The sequence below is a fragment of the Chryseobacterium culicis genome, assembly GCF_002979755.1.
GTDB lineage: Bacteria > Bacteroidota > Bacteroidia > Flavobacteriales > Weeksellaceae > Chryseobacterium > Chryseobacterium culicis_A.
The window spans coordinates 2,493,722-2,511,642 of sequence record NZ_PCPP01000001.1 but is presented as its reverse complement, the minus strand read 5'-3'; the positions used below and the strand labels follow the sequence as shown (position 1 = coordinate 2,511,642).

At 33.7% G+C, this 17,921-nt stretch carries 10 protein-coding genes and 1 tRNA gene; 9 read left to right on the top strand and 2 right to left on the bottom strand.

All coding sequences use genetic code 11. From position 1 onward, the window contains the following. Positions 1-224 precede the first annotated feature (224 nt). From CQ022_RS11385 to CQ022_RS11345, 9 genes are all read left to right on the top strand, one after another. Positions 225-3,194 carry a sensor histidine kinase gene (locus tag CQ022_RS11385; RefSeq protein WP_105681497.1) on the top strand — a complete coding sequence of 990 codons (2,970 nt, stop codon included), beginning with the start codon at positions 225-227 and terminating at the stop codon, positions 3,192-3,194. Further along, on the top strand, positions 3,191-3,805 hold the full coding sequence (locus CQ022_RS11380; protein ID WP_105681496.1) for a response regulator transcription factor: 615 nt from the start codon (positions 3,191-3,193) through the stop codon (positions 3,803-3,805). Before CQ022_RS11385 ends, CQ022_RS11380 begins: the two co-directional genes overlap by 4 nt. 260 nt (positions 3,806-4,065) lie before the next feature. Beyond that, complete coding sequence (locus tag CQ022_RS11375) at positions 4,066-5,484, top strand: amino acid permease (protein WP_105681495.1); 1,419 nt, start codon at positions 4,066-4,068, stop codon at positions 5,482-5,484. Positions 5,485-5,828: 344 nt separating this feature from the next. Then, positions 5,829-6,935: an agmatine/peptidylarginine deiminase gene (locus CQ022_RS11370; RefSeq protein WP_105681494.1), complete on the top strand. Its 1,107-nt coding sequence runs from the start codon at positions 5,829-5,831 to the stop codon at positions 6,933-6,935. 235 nt (positions 6,936-7,170) lie between these two features. Next, on the top strand, positions 7,171-7,803 hold the full coding sequence (locus CQ022_RS11365; RefSeq protein WP_105681493.1) for an HdeD family acid-resistance protein: 633 nt from the start codon (positions 7,171-7,173) through the stop codon (positions 7,801-7,803). Positions 7,804-8,295: 492 nt separating this feature from the next. Beyond that, positions 8,296-9,282, top strand: a complete 987-nt coding sequence (locus tag CQ022_RS23100; protein ID WP_185126797.1) for a hypothetical protein — start codon at positions 8,296-8,298, stop codon at positions 9,280-9,282. A gap of 3 nt (positions 9,283-9,285) precedes the next feature. Next, positions 9,286-9,771 (top strand): hypothetical protein, encoded by a 486-nt coding sequence (locus CQ022_RS11355; RefSeq protein ID WP_105681492.1) that lies wholly within the window; start codon positions 9,286-9,288, stop codon positions 9,769-9,771. Between the two features lie 96 nt (positions 9,772-9,867). After that, entirely contained in the window at positions 9,868-16,602 is a 6,735-nt protein-coding gene (locus tag CQ022_RS11350) for an RHS repeat-associated core domain-containing protein (protein WP_105681491.1), read from the top strand. A gap of 3 nt (positions 16,603-16,605) precedes the next feature. Beyond that, a complete protein-coding gene (locus tag CQ022_RS11345) occupies positions 16,606-16,941 on the top strand; it encodes a hypothetical protein (RefSeq protein WP_105681490.1) in 336 nt (111 codons plus the stop codon). 355 nt (positions 16,942-17,296) lie between these two features. On the opposite strand, the gene CQ022_RS11340 is transcribed toward CQ022_RS11345, so the two are convergent. Together CQ022_RS11340 and CQ022_RS11335 are read right to left on the bottom strand one after the other, a co-directional pair. Further along, positions 17,297-17,367, bottom strand: a tRNA-Gln gene (locus CQ022_RS11340). A 352-nt stretch (positions 17,368-17,719) separates the two neighbouring features. Continuing rightward, entirely contained in the window at positions 17,720-17,920 is a 201-nt protein-coding gene (locus CQ022_RS11335) for a hypothetical protein (RefSeq protein WP_105681489.1), read from the bottom strand. Position 17,921 lies beyond the last annotated feature (1 nt).

Here is a 17,921-nt window from a genome sequence, read left to right as displayed (position 1 = left end):
AAGGAGATCATATTTTTTTCGGACAAAAAAGACTGTGTTTCTAGCAACATGCCTGATGAGGCATTGACGGGGAACAAGTGTTTAGTATTTTCAAATTTATTATAATAGATATGTTATTCATAAATAATTATGTAGAAAAAAATTCACATAATTGTGGATAAATATTTACAATAGATTTGATTTTCTATAATATATTTGTCTTAAATATAACGCTGCCCTACTGAATGAAGCTTCTTTACTTTATTTCACTTTTGTTTTTTTTAAGTGTCAACGGGCAAAGCTATACTACCCAGTGGTACAACATGGACAATGGTTTGCCTCAAAACAGCATCAAGGACATTGTAAAAGATAAGTATGGTTTTATATGGCTGTCTATGGAAGGCAGAATTGTACGGTATGATGGAAGTAATTTCGTTGAGTACAAAAATTTTAAACTTAAAAATTTAAGTTTTGGTGATTTCTCCGGAAGCATCCAAAAAGACAGCATTGCCGTTTTTAATGCTTCTGAAAAAGATGTTCTGATGATTTCCCATAGAAGCCCCCATATTATATCTTCCAGACTGATATCGAGATCCGGAAACAGGACAGATAATAAAATATACAAACAGATTTTTAAAAATAATTTCACGGTACGGTATGTTTCGATTGTAAATTCGTTTTTCATCCATTTAAATACAGGTTCTTATTATTTTGAAAAGAATGGAATTATCTATATTGAAAAGAAGAATAAGAAGCGTACGGAAATTGATCTGACATTTTCACAAAGCAGATTGAACCGATTGTTTGTTCATGGGGATTACGTTTTTGTTGCTGATGCTGAGAATAAAAAAATTCTTCAGCTCTGTCAGGGAAAATATTCTTATATCAACGCCCCATCTGTTTATACGGATCCGGAAACTAAAATTTACTGGCAGCAGATTACCGGACAGGTGTTCATCATCAGTCATGGTAAAATATACAGAAGTGAATTTTCAGATGGGAAATTGAAGCTTACTTACTTGCTGGAATATAAGGATATTGATAAAGATATTTCCGGTGCTATGTTTTACGATGAAGCAGCCCGGAAGTTATACATCGGGAGTTCTATTCATGGGCTTAAAATCCTAAGCTTATCCGATTTTTCAGTTTCCAGAAAGAACTTACCTTATCAGGATGAGGTTTGCTATGCTGCATTACCCTATGGTGATAATTCTGTTCTGACATCAGAAGGTATCAGATACTATCAGAATACATCAGAAAGACTATATCCGGCTCCCCAATCTTATGATAAGCGGTATATTTTGGAAGATAATGCTGGAAATCTGGTTTACAGGGAAAATAATTCCATTTACATCAGATATAAGAACAGCGGATTTACAAAATATGATTCCATTTCTTTTAAAAATAAGGAACTTGATGGTCTGTATAAAAGTGGAGCGCTTTATATGGCATCTTTTGTCAGCGGAAAAGGGTCTTATCTCTATCTGTTTAAGAAAGATCATTTTAAAGAAATTGAAAGAATCATTCCCTGTAAAGATAATATAGATGCTGTTCTCCGATATGATAAAAATTTTCTCTATCTGGGAAGCAGCGGTGGAATATATGTGTATTCTCTTACCGCGAATAAAGTGGTGAAGCTTATCGGAAAAGGTCTTCCGATAAAACAAATGATAAGGACAAAAGAAGGAAGTATATGGTTTACCACATACAATAGAGGGCTTTACTTAATAAAAGATCAAAAGGTAATCAGGGTTCCGTCTGATAAAAATGATTTCCTGGCGAATGCCCATTATCTGTTGGAAGATAAGAATTCCAATCTGTGGATCTCGTCCAATAACGGATTGTTTAAAATCAATAAAAATATACTTTTACAATATATAAAAGATCCGAAAGGAGATCTCACTTATTACCGATACACCAAAAAACAAGGGCTGTTAAATAATGAATTCAACGGAAGTGCAAATCCCTGTGCCCACATTCTGAAAGATGGACAGTTTGTATTTCCTTCCATGGAGGGATTCGTATTTTTTAATCCTGAAAATGTAAAAACGTATTATCCCCGGCTTGAAGACATACATCTGGAAAGAGCAAAGATAAAAGGAAAGATGATTCAGGTGAAAGATAAACTCTTTCTGGAACGAGGGTATAAAAATGCAGAAATCTATATAGATGTTCCTTACTATTCCGATTTGGAAAATATTTATTTACAGGCTAAGCTTGACAATGAAGACAGCTCATGGATAAATATTAAAAGTGATAAAACATTCCGGTTGGCCAATATAGATCCTGGAACCTACAATCTTCTCGTTCGGTTTTTATCTTCTGAAACAGGGAAATTTATGTATAAAACCATTCCTGTAGAAGTAGAACCCTATTTTTATCAGACGCTTATCTTTAAAATACTGATCGCTGGGATAATTATTTTCATTGTTTTGGTAATTGTACAGATCAGGACTAATTTTTTAAGACTGAAAAATAAAGTTCTGAAAAATACCCTTGTCCATAAAGACAAAGAACTTCTTGAAACGAATAACAAACTTAAAAACGAGTCCGACTATCAAAAAAAACTGGTAGAAAGTATCAGTCATGATATTACCACACCTGTGAAATTTATTGCCCTCCTTTCTCAGGAACTCAACCAGTCTCAGGATTTGAAGACACAGAAAAAATATTTTGACAGTATTTACAAAACTTCCGAACAGCTGTATAAATTTACGTTAAGCCTTAAAGAATATACCGAACTGTATAAGCAGGAAAATACAGCCAATGAAGAATACTCTATTTACGATCTGATTGAAACCAAAAGATTGCTGTTTGAAGAAATTGCGGCGCAGAAAAATACATTTATCTACAACTTTTGTGATCACCAGTTGAGAACACAGCTCAATAAAAACATTCTTCTTGCAGTTTTTCACAATATCATTGATAATGCGGTTAAAAATACTTCAGACGGAGAAATTACCATTACATCGGCTTCCACAGCGTCCCATTTGGAAATCAATATTTCAGATACAGGGAACGGAATGTCTGATGAACAAAGAATTTACTATTCTGGGCTCTTTAAGAAAAAGGAAAATGATGAACATATGATTTTCAAAAACTATGGGTTAGGTCTTCATATGGTTGTTCAGCTGCTCATGAAAATTAATTCCGAAATGACTTTTCATAAAAATACTCCGAAAGGAACCACCATTAAAATCTTTATTAAAATATGACGAAAAAAATACTCATTGCAGATGACCATCATGTGGTAAGAATTGGAACCGCGATGATCCTGGAGAAAAATTTTAACCATTTTGAGGTCGATTTTGCAGAAACCTATGATGAGGTAAAACAGAAAATACAATCGGAAAAATATGATCTGGTTATTCTTGATATTGAACTTCCGGGAAGCATTTTCAAATCAATGGTGAAAGAGATAAAAGCAATTGCTGAAGAGACACTCATCTTAATATTTACATCCTATAAAGAAAATATTGCGTTGCAATACATTGAAGAAGGAGCAAACGGTTTTTTGAATAAGCAAAGTGATCCCGAAAATTTTGTCAAAGCTGTTGAGGCGCTCTTTAAAGATGGACAGTATTACACTCCAGAGATATTGAATGAATTGCTGAAAGGAAATAAAAAACGAAAAGCCATTGAGAATTTATCAGAGAGAGAACTGCAGGTTTTTAATCTGCTGGCAAAAGGAAATGGGAATCTTGAAATCGCCAATGCTCTTGATATTGAAGAATCTACCGTAGGAACTTATAAAAGAAGGGTTTATCAAAAATTAAAGATCACCAATCTTGTTGAATTGCTGGAAATCTACAGCGAAATTCATTAATACAACTTCTTTAATTTTGTTAAATAGATGAAACTGCTGAAAAGAATTTTTGCAAATTGTTGAACATTTCTACGAAAAAGAATTTTAAAACCAATTTCAATAAAAAAAGATCAACGATTTTATATTTATACTCAGAAAAGGCCTTAGCAAATTGTTAAGGTTTTTTCTTGTCTCGTGAATTACAAATTGTCAATTTGCCCCATGGAATGTGAATTTCTCTGAAAAGTTTTTATATATTTAGCGACCGAATAATTCATTCAATGAGCAACGAAAATAAAACAGGACAAAACGAGACTTTAGTTAGAGGATTAACAAACCGACACATACAATTAATTGCCCTTGGAGGTGCCATAGGAACAGGGTTATTTCTAGGAATCGGACCCGCTGCAGTACTGGCAGGACCATCCGTAATCTTAGGCTATGCCCTGGCTGGAATTATCGCCTTTTTTATTATGCGTCAGCTTGGTGAAATGGTAGTTCAGGAACCCGTATCGGGAAGTTTTAGCTACTTTGCCTACAAATATTGGGGAAATTTCCCGGGATTTGCTTCCGGATGGAACTACTGGATTCTCTATATTCTGGTAAGTATGGCGGAACTCACGGCAATCGGGCATTATATCCACTTTTGGTGGCCGGAAATACCACTTTGGGTTTCCAGTTTATTCTTTTTTATAGTCATCAATGCCCTTAATCTAGCTTCTGTAAAGGTTTATGGAGAAACAGAATTTTGGTTTTCCATCATCAAAGTAGTTGCTATTATTGCGATGATTATCTTTGGAGTATACCTTTTAATCAGTGGAACAGGAGGAGAAAAAGCCACGATCACCAATCTGTGGAATGATGGCGGATTTTTCCCGAAAGGATTATTTAATAAAACAGAAAACGGATATTCAGGATTATTTGCGGCAATGGCGATGATCATGTTCTCATTTGGGGGACTTGAGCTTATCGGGATTACAGCTGCAGAAGCAAAAAATCCGGAAAAAACAATTCCACAGGCTACCAATCAGGTGATCTATAGAATTCTTATTTTCTACGTAGGTGCTTTGGTGATCTTATTTTCATTAAGCCCCTGGAGAGATATTACAGAAGGATCCAGTCCGTTTGTAATGGTATTTCAAAATTTGAATGGCCTTGAATTCAGCCTTTTTGGAAAGGTTGTACAGTTCAATACCTTAATTGCGAATGTTCTTAACCTGATTGTTTTGACAGCTGCCTTGTCTGTGTACAACAGTAGTGTTTACAGTAACAGCAGAATGCTTTTCGGATTAGCTCAGCAGGGAAATGCTCCGAAATTTCTGAAAAAACTGAACAAAAATTCCGTTCCTACCAATGCAATCATTATTTCTTCGTGCTTTGCCGGGATCTGTATTATCATCAATAAATTAGTGCCGGAAAAGGCTTTTGAATATCTGATGGCTTTGGTTGTATCCACACTGATTATCAACTGGCTGATGATATGCTACACCCATTTAAAGTTTAAAAAATCTATAAATGCAGAAGGTGTTCAATCAAAATTCCCATCTATATTTTTCCCGATATCCAACTATATCTGTATTGCATTTTTGGTTCTGATTCTAGGGCTGATGAGTATCACAGGAATGGAAATTCAGGTGATCCTGATTCCGATATGGATTGGCTTTTTGTTCGTAATGTATAAATTGTACAAACCAAAATAAGAATATAACAACTCATTCAGATGGGTTTGGAAGAGGTGGGAATCATATGATTTTCACCTCTTTTGTTTTTATTTTCTGTAAATTAGATAGAAAATATGAGCTCCTGTCTTTTATTTTCACTGTATGAAAAGAATGTCAATTTAGGACAAGATTTGGTTTTTTGAGAGATGTAATTTTGCACCTGTAAATCATCACAATGATGAAGTTGCAGTGTAAAACTTAAAAAAACAAATAGAATGAAAAATATATTTCTCCTCATCCTCATGCTTCTTTTTCCTGGTCACGGATTTCTATACAGGCCATTACTAATTTGGAGATATTAATTGAAAAGAAATTTTAATGATATGAAAAAATTATTCACACTCACTTTTGTATTGAGTTTTATACTAAGTATGGCACAAACAGACTATCATTTTCCAGAGGAATCTTCGCGACATGAAGGAACATGGCTGCAGTGGCCGCATCACTATCAACATGGAATGACGTACCGTAAAAGGGTAGAGCAGACATGGGTAGATATGACAAAAGCCCTTCAGTCAGGCGAGAAAGTTCACATTATTGCCTATAATGATGAAGAAAAAAACAGAATTATCCGTCTTTTGGAGGAAAATAAAGTTCCGATGAAGAACGTTGATTTTAAGGTTTACCCTACCGATGATGTATGGATCAGAGATAACGGACCTATTTTCGTAAAAGATAACAAAGGAAATGTTCTTATTGAAGATTGGGGATTTAATGGATGGGGTGAGAAATTTGATTTTGAAAACTGTGATGAAATTCCACAAAAAATAGGTGCAGACCTTGGAGTAAAAGTAATCAACCTGAATGAAGAAATGGTTAACGAAGGAGGTTCTGTAGAAACTGATGGAAATGGTGTTTTAATGGCTTGCAAAAGCTCTGTAATCAGCCAGAAAAAAGGAGCTGTCAGAAACAAAGACATCACTCAGAAGGAGGCAGAAGAAATGTTTGAAACTTATTATGGAGTATCCAAAGTAATCTGGCTGGAAGGAGTGACAGGCCTGGATGTTACCGATATGCATATTGACGGATTTATGAAGTTTATTAACCATAATACGATGCTTACCATGAAAGATGATGATCTTCTTGAGCTGGGACTTTCTGAAAAAGATGTCAATACCCTTTATACTGCAACCAATGTCAACGGAAAAGAATATAAAAAAGTCTACGTACCCGCTACTAAAAATAAAGTGAAAACAGCGTACGGAAAGCAATTGGAAGAAAAAGGCTCCTATGTTAATTATTATGTCGCCAACACCGTTGTATTGGTTCCGAATTATGGAGATCCTAGTGATAAAATTGCCAATAAGATTATTCAGGATCAATATCCGGATCGAAAAGTAATAGGAATAGATGTAAGAAACCTATATGAAAACGGAGGAATGGTGCATTGTGTAACCCAGCAGCAGCCTGCCGGAAATCTGGCAAGATAAATTTAAAAAATATTGAAATTAATTTTTTGTAGATCAGATGAAGTCAATTGAATAAATGGCTTCATTTGATTTTTGTAAAAACAATTCACGGAATCTGAAAGGTTTCTCGGTTATTTTTTGTAAATTGGTAAGAGGTTATATTTCAAATTCAGGTGAAAATTATAATCTGTTTGAAATACCTGCGGATAAGCCGAAAACCGTTACAAAAAAGTAGGCAGGACCAAAAAAGACACCTATGGCCAATTTATTTCAAACCCTTACCAACACCGTAAAACATTGGTACATCCCATTAATCTTTGGAATTCTTTTCCTTATTTGTGGTTTTTATGTATTCAGTGTGCCCCTTGCAACGTATGTTACACTTTCTGTCTTTTTCAGTGTTTCATTTTTATTTTCAGGAATTACTGAAATATTTTTTTCCCTGCAAAACAGTAAATCCTTACAGGGATGGGGCTGGTTTCTTGTAAGTGGATTATTAACAACTGCAATAGGGGTTTATCTTATTGCAAACCCTCAGATTTCTATGACAGTACTTCCTTTTGTGATAGGATTTACTTTGCTGTTTCGCTCATTTCAATTATTAGGATTTGCCTTCGATCTGAAAAGCATGAGAATTATGAGTTGGGGAAATGTAGCGCTGGCCAGTGTAGGAGGAATCATTTTTTCTCTGTTGCTGATATTTAATCCGGTGTTTACAGGAATTTCGTTAGTGACCCTTACAGGCGTTTCCTTTATTTTTATGGGAATTGCTTCCATTATGCTCGCCCTGGATTTAAGGAAAGTCAAAAAGATTCCGGGAAAAATAAGCCAGGAATTAAGAGACAGAATCAAATCTATCCAGGAAGAAATTGATCAGCTTAAAAAATAAAGAATACTATTATTTCTCAATATAAAAGGCCTTGTAAAAGGTCTTTTTTTATGCTTTTTTTGTACCTCAATAGTATATACTTATATCAATTGGATTTTGTTGCGACAAGATCTGTCGTTTTGTACGAATATCTTTGCATTTATAAGTGATAAAACTCATATTAAATATGATTAATAGTGTTTTAATGCGTGTTAATAAGTGTTAAATTTGCAGCTGAAAAAACTCAAACTATGAATAGAAAATTGATTGCATCAATACCATATCAATATAAAAGCTAACATTTTCTTTTTCAAAGTAAAATCTTCAATAGCTGAAAACTGCAATAGGATATATCAAAGAAAACAATCTCATAAAATTTATCAATACTAAAAATAGGTCTGAAAATTTCAGATTATCTTATCGTACATATAAGGTGATGATTTTATCAGTGATGCAAAATAAATACTAGCAAATTAATTCAATAAAGAAATTTTAACTCTTAAAAAAAATATTATGAAAAAAAAATTATTGTCGTTAGCCTTATTGGCTTCATCATTTGTCTTTGCACAACAAGGTGCATTTTCTGAAGTAACTATCCAAAATCCTTCTCCTATTTTATATTTAAAAAGAAGTACCAATGATGGAGGATTTATCAGAGGTATTCAAACCCAATATTTTAATGGAACTAATGGATGGTTTTTTGGTGATTTGCATGGAAGCCAATGGATTGTTTCCAAAGGAGATTATACGAATCCAAAACTTGTTATTAATGATAGTAACGGATATGTTGGAATAGGTACTGTGACTCCTTTAAGTAAACTTCATGTTGCAGGCACTATTATGGCAGGAGCTGGTGATTCTGTGACAGGAATAAACGCTTTTTCAATACCTTATGCTAGTGGTTCAATGAATAACTGGGGGGCATTACGAAGCTCCGGTTCTTCTTATATGAGTTATGGAGTAAAAGCAAATGGAGCAAATGTAGGCTGGCTTTCAAGCAGTGGAGAAGGAAACTTTGTAAAAACAGCAATTATGCTGGATAATGAAGGTTTCAGATTATTGGCTTCAGCATCCCAGCAAGTGGCAATAGATTCACCTGTTTCCATGCCTGAAATCATGAAAATTTCTTCTACAGGAAACGCATTATTACAAGGGAAATTTGAGGCAAAAGAAATAAAAGTTACTTTAACTCCAACAGCTGATTTTGTTTTTGATGAAAATTATGATCTCCCAAAATTAGAAGATATTGAAAAGCATATCAAAGAGAAAAAACATCTTCCTGAAATTGCTTCTGCTAAAGTAATGGAAAAAGAAGGTGTAAATGTTGGTGAATTTCAAATAAAACTCTTACAGAAAATAGAAGAGCTTACCCTTTACTCAATCGAACAAAACAAAAAACTAAAAGTTCTTCAGCAAGAAAATAAAATTTTAAAATCTCAATCAGAAGAAATTCAAGAACTGAAAAAACAGTTTCAAATACTTTTAAACACAAAAAAGTAAAAAATGAAAAGAAAATTATTTTCGTTATTTTCTCTGCTAATAGGTTTTTTAGGCTTTTCACAAACTGAAGTTTACTTTAAATATGATGAGGCCGGAAACCAAAGATACAGAGGTACCAATGCAGAAGGAAAAAAGGTTGAAGAAACAACTTTGAAAGAAACTACATTGCAGGAACAAGCAAGAACAGCAGCCGTAGTTCAGCAAATAACTGCTATAGATGAAAAAACATTCTGGAAACAAATAAGACTCTACCCGGTTCCGGTAAATGATTATCTGACAGTTGACTGGACTGAAGAAGTAGATGGACTTATAGAATCTGTATCTCTCTACCAGCATAGTACTGTACATTGGAAATTTCAGCAACAGAATATTCCAGAGTTAAATCGTCAGGTTAAAATCAATATGACCGGATACGATTGGGGAGTTTATATTCTTCGTTTTACTTTAAAAGATGGAAGGGTCTTTGGTAGAAACGTTACCAAAAGATAGACTTACATAAAATTCTCAAAGATAAGGGTACAGGATTATTATTCTGTGCTCAGGATATTATATCTAATTTATTAAAACATTATTATAAACACTAAAATGAAATTTTTTTCATCATTGATACTGTCTTTGTGTTCAGTGTTGGTTTTTTCACAAACCATATTGTATCAGACAGAAACGGTATCCCGGACGGTTCAGGATCCACAAACGGTGGTAATGGCTCAGGGATTCCATGCTAAACCAGGAGGTTCAAATACCTTTATTGCAAAAATTGGCCCCGCTACAGAAAACCCTGGAGGAGGGCCCTTAGATTCCGGGGCAGGAGAAAATAACCCTTCTGGAACTACAGCTCCAGAAGGGAAAAAGTTTCAGGATACAAAGGGTATGGCTGATGTAAATGGAGCAGGACAGTTTCAGTTTACTGTGCCAATTGCCTTACCTCCCGGGATAAAAAGTGTAGAACCACAGGTGGCCCTTGTCTATAACAGCGGTTCACCTAATGGTATAGCCGGTTATGGCTGGAACATTTCTGGAATTACTTCTATTTCAAGAACGGGAAAAAATCTAGAAAAGGATGGGATAATGCAAGGTGCCCAATTAGATTATTCTGATTTTTATAGTTTTAACGGGCAAAGATTAGTTCTCAAGGCTGGCGAATATGGAAAAGATGGAGCTGAATATGTGACAGAAAAATTTTCCAACATAAAAATTAAATCCATCGGTGCTATTACCGGGCAAATATGGAAAGGACCTGAATATTGGGAAGTCACTTTTACTGACGGATCACAAGCTTGGTACGGTTCAACAAACTCAGGTAGCAGTACTGCAAGAACTCCTTTGGAATATAATATCGTCAAGTGGAAAGATGCAAAGGGAAATTATATCACATATACCTACACACAGGATACAGGAACAAATGTTGCGGTAATTTCTTCTATTAAATGGGGAGGAAATGAAAGTTTAGGAAAGACACATTTTAATGAAATTGTTTTCAATTATAATGTAAAAGCAACCCGAAATCTTATAGAACAATCTTATGTAAACGATATATCTTTTATTCAGGATAAATTGTTAGATAATATTGTTGTAAGCAATGCTACATCTCAATACAGAAAATATGATATTATCTACAAATCAGACGAGACAAAATATCAATTTGTAGATAAAATACAAGAATATAATTCGGAAAATGAGGCTGCAAATCCAATTGAATTTGTTAAGAATGAAAATTATCCGGATAGCTATCTTAATACTTCAGGTTGGACAAACTTCTATGATGTTATTATGAGTGGTGATTTTCGTGGAACCTATTCTTCTGATTTAATTTTATATAGAAATGATTCTGGTTTTGGCCCGGCAGGTTATTATTTGCATCAGCATGGAAATTATTCTCAAGAATATTATTTAGGGACAGAGAATGTTTATAAAAATGCAATTCCAATCAATATAAAAGATGAAAATAATTTTGCTGTTAGTAGACAAGGGATTGTTTCTTATTCGATAGACACTACAACAAGGGATATAACTCTAAGATATTATATTATTGATTTAAAAAAAACTATTGATGTTACAGCAAATTCCTATCCGAATGCATTACAATTAGTTGGGACAAAAATTATTCCGGGTGCTCTATGGGATGAGAATGAAAGTACTTTCCCTCCTGACCCTTATTTTGATAGTCAAAAAACAAGTGATATTGTAAAACTTATTGCATATGATATTGAAGGAGATGGTATCCCTGAAGTTTTACTAGAGAAAAAGATTTTTACTAGAAATAGAATATGCCCACATTTGCCAAATGATCTGCCTACAGAGGAAGATTGTGAAATAGTGACATATGAGGATCATAAATATATTGTAGTTAAGCAACAAGATAATACCTTTCCGTTTTTTGAGTTTGATTTTGTTAAAGGTGAAAATCTTCTTTTGGGAGATTTTAATGGTGACGGGGTTGATGATATTGGGAAAACTTACCTTACTTCGAGTAGTATAATAAGTGGAGAATCTGTGCCTGTAAATAACTTTCATGCATTTAATCTGAAAAAAAATAGTCAGGGAAATTATAGTTTATCCGAAGTATTTTCTGCAGAGTATTCTGGTCTTTCTTCGCAGGTACAGATAGCTGATTTCAATGGGGATGGAATATCTGATTTATTTGTTCGTACAAACGTTAATAATCACTATATTATCAATCTAAATACTGGAAAGAATTTCTTGAAAATCCCATATTTTAATGATTTTGCCTCAACTGAAAGTTATACTGCGGATAAAAATGGTAATTATTCTGTAGCCAAAGTTTTAGACATTAACGCAGATGGAAAGTCTGATATTATTAATTTTAGTACCAATTATAATATTGCCTCATCTACTTCTGCTAGTACTGTACTAACAATAAAAGTAAGTGAGAATCAAGGCTATCTGAATGGGAGAATCCAATTTGGTTCTAAGACAGTTACTAATAATTTTAATACGCCTGTTATTTTTAGAGATATAATAGGTTTAAGACAAAATGCATTATATGTTTATACGCCCACTTCAAATCAGAAATTGGGTAGAGTTACTGATTTTTCTCATTATTCAAACCTTCCAAGATCATCAATCAACAGAATTGAGCAGGGAGATGTAGCAACACTCATTAGCTATTATGGCGGAGGAAATTATAAGCCAGTAAAAAATGAAAAGTATCCATTAATGGAATTAGGTGAAGTAAATTCACCGATAGTAAGTTCAATTAGTAATCAAAATGGGGTTAAAATTTTCTATTATCGCGGGCTCATGATAAATCTGCACAACAAGAAGCCGATTGGTTTTCGACAAATGGCAAGTTCTTCATGGATTGCTTATGGTCTGGAGACCACGAAAATATGGTCAGGAACTGAGACGGATCCATTGAACGAAGGTGTTCCTATTAAAGAATGGTCCATTAGAACTAATGATTTATCCAAAATTTTTCCGACCGATATCTCTGAGAATAATACCGAGTTGCTAAGTTATAAGTCTATAAAATATCAGTCTGATAAACTTGTGAATGGACAGGTTACAACCACAATTTCTGATACCGATAAATCTAAAGTTGTAACTTCTATTGTTCCAAAAACAACAAGATCGAAAGACTTTTTAACAAATACAGTAACCACTGGAGATGTTGTATATGACAAGTATTATCTTCCCTTGCAAGGCATAACTAATACTAATAATGGCCTTGGCATTCAGACGATAACATATGGATATATTCATAATCCGGCAGGTACTGGAACAGATTATTTTATAGGGCGTGCTCAATCTAAAACAAGTATAGTACAAGCTTACAATGACATGAAATCTTCCAAAGACGAATATACCTATGAAAACAATCTGTTGAAAACCCTGAAAAGCTGGAATAGTGATAATACGGGGTATCTTCAGGAGACCTATAATTATGATATCTTCGGGAATATTAATCAAAAAGAAATTAGAAATAGTCTCGATGCCCAAGTTCAAACTACAAAAATGGAATATGATTCCAAAGGTTTATTCGTAGTAAAGAAAACAGATAATTTAGGGCTTGTTACAAAAATAGAATATAATGATTGGGGGCAGATTATCAAGCAGACAGATCCTTCGGGGAATACGACAAGCAATGTTTATGATAAGTGGGGCAAGTTGCTAACTTCAAAAAATAATTTAGCGGGTACTACAACGTATCAGTATAATAAAGATGCTGAATCCAATACTACATTAACTCAATATGACCCCAACGGTAATGTATCTAAGAAATTCATTAATAAATATGGCCAGGAATACAAGACTTCTACCAAAGCTTTCGAACAGGGCAAATTTGTGTTAAGAGCAATTGTATATGATCGTTTAGGTAGGAAAATAAGAGAATCTGAGCCTTATGAATCTGCATCTGCAGACTCTGAACCTCCATATGATTTGAGATGGAATTTTGTAGAGTATGATGATACTTTTTTTCCGGTTAAAACAACTACAACAACATTGGGAAAACTTAGCCTTCAGGAGAAAAAAGTGGAATCCTTTATAGGAAAACAAGTGATAACCACTGTTTCTGGTTTAACTACTACAAATAAGGAAGTTAACGGCTATGGAAGAACAACTTCTCAAACAGTTGATGCTTTGGGAAATATTATTTCTTCAACTGATGCAGGGGGAACTATACAGTTTTCTTATAATGCAGCCGGAAAACAAACTAAGGCACAATATGCTGAAAATATTGTTACCACAAAATATGATGCCTGGGGAAGAAAATCAGAATTCAATGATCCTTCCAACGGACTGTATAAATATGAATATGATGGTTTCGGACAGCCTATAAAGATTATCAGTCCAAAAGGAACTAAGGAATACCTCTATAACAATTTGGGTCAGCTTATTTCGCAAAAAGAAATTTCTACAGGTGATAATGGTGAGACAACCAATAAAAACATTGCTTTTTCGTATGATGATAAAGGTAGGCTTATTTCAAAATCCGGTACTTCAAAAGGTAAAGCATATAGCTCAAATATAGCATATGATCCGCAAGGGAGAGTTTTGTCGTCTTCTGAAAGTAGTAATGGTAAATATTTTATTCAGAAAGGAACCACTTATGATGATAAGGCGAGAGTGCTATCTTATGAAAAGCAACTATATTCTTCCGGTGTACTTACCAAGGTTCAGATAGAAAATGTGTATATTCCATGGAATGGAGAACTCTATCAAATAAAGGATAAAAATTCCGGGAAAATATTGTGGGAGCTTCAGGAAACTAACACAAAAGGACAGGTAACAAAAGCAAAACTTGGATCTTCAACTACAAATAATATGTATGATGAAAGTGGTTTTTTAACCAATATGAATCATTCATCTCAGGCAAAATCAGATATATTGCAGATTCATTATTCATTTGATGGAGTAAAAGGTGAGCTCAGAACTAGATCAACAGGAGGAGATTTTAGTATTAATGAGTCATTTAATTATGACAATAATAACAGATTGATAAGCTGGACCAATCCTAAAATGGGACAAAACTCACAAAATACCTATGATGTAAAAGGAAGAATCATGGTGAATGATCAGGTAGGAACTATGAAGTATGAAAACTCTTCTAAGATTTATCAGCCCACGGGAATGACTTTAAATGCAGCCGGAGTACAGAATTATAACAATGACTTAATACAAAGCATTGTATATAACGAAAATAATGACCCTGTTTTCATTGATGGAATGAAAGGAGATGTAGTATTCCAATATGGTATGGGAAGCATGAGGCAAAGAGTTACTTATGGGGGCAATTTCAACAGCGATGGAAATGGTAAATTTACAAAGTTTTATAATGAAGATGGAAGATTTGAAGTATTGGTAGACAATACCACAGGTAAGGAGAAACATATTATATATATTGGGGGAACTCCTTATGAGTCAAGTATTGTGTATATGAAGAATTTTGATGAAAGCAATGGTTCATATAAATTTTTACATAAAGATTACTTAGGAAGCGTTCTTGCTATAAGTGATGATGCTGGAAATAAACTTGAGCAAAGACATTTTGATGCCTGGGGGAATTTTACGCATCTTCAAATCGGAAATGGTGCCATTATTACGGATAAGAATATTATTGACCATTCACTATTGATTATTGATAGAGGATATACCAGCCATGAACATTTTGGAGAATTAGGAATTATTCATATGAACGGAAGATTGTATGATCCACTGCTCAGAAGATTCTTAAATGCAGATGAGAACATACAGGCTCCTACTAATACTCAAAACTACAACAAATACGGATACGTAATGAATAATCCTCTGATCTATAATGATCCAAATGGTGAATTTATTGCGTGGTTTATTGGAACACTTGTTGGAAGTTATTTAAGTGGAGTTCAGGCAAATCATGGAAACTGGAACCCTGTTAAATGGGACTGGAAAAGTACACAAACCTGGACTTCTGTAATTGGAGGTGGACTAGCTGGAGGTAGTTATGCTTCAGGGATGAAAAGTATCGGTTCAATTGCTGGAACCAAATTTATTGAAAACTCTGTAGTCGGGTTTATTGGAGGGGCATTGAATGGAATTGTAACTGGACAAAACGTTTTTAAAAGTGCAATAACAGGAGGACTTTTCAAAGGAGGATTTTCAGAAATAAATTATATTACAAGTAATTTTATAAATACATATTCTAATAAAAAAAATGTAGTGCCTAATACATATGGACAATATCTAAGCAGTATAGGAGAATCAACCTATGGTCCATTTGATATTGATGAAATTGTAGTAACTGGTATAAAAGGTAAAAAAGGAGGTTTTGGACAAGGATCCCACAACAGTTATATGATGGAACATGCTGTTGATAATTTAATAAAAGATTGGAACTTAGATCAATCAAGGTCAAAATTGTATGCTGCTGAAACTGAAATGTTTGGAAGGTATGCGATAGGATTTACGGTAGGTTATAGTTATGGTCTTGTAAGTGGAAGTTTAACTTTAGCATATAATATAGGAGATGGTAAAGTAGCCTTATTTGCTACCCGTGGTTTGAGAAGTATAGCACCAAGCTATGGAATAGGACTTCAGTTTAATCAGATGAATGCCTTTGGTGAAGATAGAAAAGGGCATAAATATACTGATGTTTTTGGAGGTATGGAAGGAGAAGGGCGATCGGTTTCAGTAGCTTACTATTTGGGTGGTGAATATAGTGAAAGTTCTAAAAATAGACGTACTGTAAACTATGGGACAGCAACTAGAAGTATAAATTTAATGATAGGTAATGATATAGGAGTTGCTACCACTGAGACAACAAGAATAAATGAAAGTTGGTTTAAAAAACATATTTACCTTAAACCTCAATTCGATTAAACTATGAAAATATTTGCCTTTTTTAGCTTTTTAATCTTGGTGTCTTCATGTGGAGAACCTAATTGCAATGATGTGAAAAAAGCGTTCTACCCTGATGAGTATAATTTGATTGTCGGAGAAGCAAGTATAGATAATTCCTGGATCAAAATTACAGGCTATCATCCCATAACCTATGAAAAATCAAATATTATGGTACATAATAATTGGATTGACGACTATAATGAGGTGGAAGCGGGAGATACAATAATTAAGAGAGCAGGAAATCTAGAACTTGTCATTCATAAAAAAGATACTATTATCAGACATGATTGGTATTGTAAAGGAAAGCCTTATAAGTAAGTTTAATATTTACTCTAATAATTATCATCAAATTAGATAAGAGTGGAAGAAATTCCACTCTTATTTTTTCGTAATCTCACTTTATTTTTTTTCATATCAAAGGATTCTTTTGCCTGAAAGTAAGCAATGAAAAATAGAATTTTCAACTTTTGTAATTTAAATTTGAAAGATTAATTATTAAAATAGAAAAATATTTTCCTGTACTATCTAGATTAGATGGTTGAAAGAAAGAGTGTTGACTAGTTGGTATTTTGGTTTAATCCCCAAAATTTTGCGTTTGATTTATAATAATTTAGTATTATAAAATTACTATGTAGAATAAAAACAAAAACCACCCTTAAAAAAGGATGGTTTGTAGACCCACAGGGATTCGAACCCCGACTGACGGTACCAAAAACCGGAGTGCTACCGTTACACTATAGGTCTGCTTTATTTTTGGTGATGCAAATTTATATATTTTTTTCTTATTTACAAATATCTTCTTTCAATTTTCTGCTGTTACCTTAAAAAAATAGATTTTTACTCCCATAACAATTGATGTATGGATAAAAACAAAAACCATCCTTAAATAAGGATGGTTTGTAGTCAAAAGCGAACAAATGTCGAACCAAATAGTTGAAGATCTTATAGTTCTATCAAAGCGAACATCATAAAAACATATTCGTAATTATAGTATTATTCTAACTGATTAGCCATTATATTCGGTCGTATTTTGAGCATATTGTCAGGACTAATTATAAATTTCCGTTCGGGAAATAAGTAATAAATTTATCATCTTTTAATTAATTTCTTCTGTTTTTACCTCAATATCAATTTCTTCAAAATCATCAGGAGTTTCCTGAATGGGTTCTTGAAGTCTTATTCCATCAAGATAATAAGTCGTTCCCAAATAGATTTCATCGCCAAAAACAACTCCATCTGTTTTTCTTTTAAAGCATTTCCCAGGATCCGCTTTAATTATATTGTCTGTCTGTGTCATA

Excerpts from the sequence above, each read along its gene's own strand:
- CQ022_RS11350 (WP_105681491.1), top strand. The coding sequence starts at position 9,868 with ATGAAATTTTTTTCATCATTGATACTGTCTTTGTGTTCAGTGTTGGTT.
- CQ022_RS11335 (WP_105681489.1), bottom strand. The coding sequence starts at position 17,920 with ATGACACAGACAGACAATATAATTAAAGCGGATCCTGGGAAATGCTTT.
- CQ022_RS11370 (WP_105681494.1), top strand. The coding sequence starts at position 5,829 with ATGAAAAAATTATTCACACTCACTTTTGTATTGAGTTTTATACTAAGT.
- CQ022_RS11365 (WP_105681493.1), top strand. The coding sequence starts at position 7,171 with ATGGCCAATTTATTTCAAACCCTTACCAACACCGTAAAACATTGGTAC.
- CQ022_RS11375 (WP_105681495.1), top strand. The coding sequence starts at position 4,066 with ATGAGCAACGAAAATAAAACAGGACAAAACGAGACTTTAGTTAGAGGA.
- CQ022_RS11385 (WP_105681497.1), top strand. The coding sequence starts at position 225 with ATGAAGCTTCTTTACTTTATTTCACTTTTGTTTTTTTTAAGTGTCAAC.
- CQ022_RS11380 (WP_105681496.1), top strand. The coding sequence starts at position 3,191 with ATGACGAAAAAAATACTCATTGCAGATGACCATCATGTGGTAAGAATT.
- CQ022_RS23100 (WP_185126797.1), top strand. The coding sequence starts at position 8,296 with ATGAAAAAAAAATTATTGTCGTTAGCCTTATTGGCTTCATCATTTGTC.
- CQ022_RS11355 (WP_105681492.1), top strand. The coding sequence starts at position 9,286 with ATGAAAAGAAAATTATTTTCGTTATTTTCTCTGCTAATAGGTTTTTTA.
- CQ022_RS11345 (WP_105681490.1), top strand. The coding sequence starts at position 16,606 with ATGAAAATATTTGCCTTTTTTAGCTTTTTAATCTTGGTGTCTTCATGT.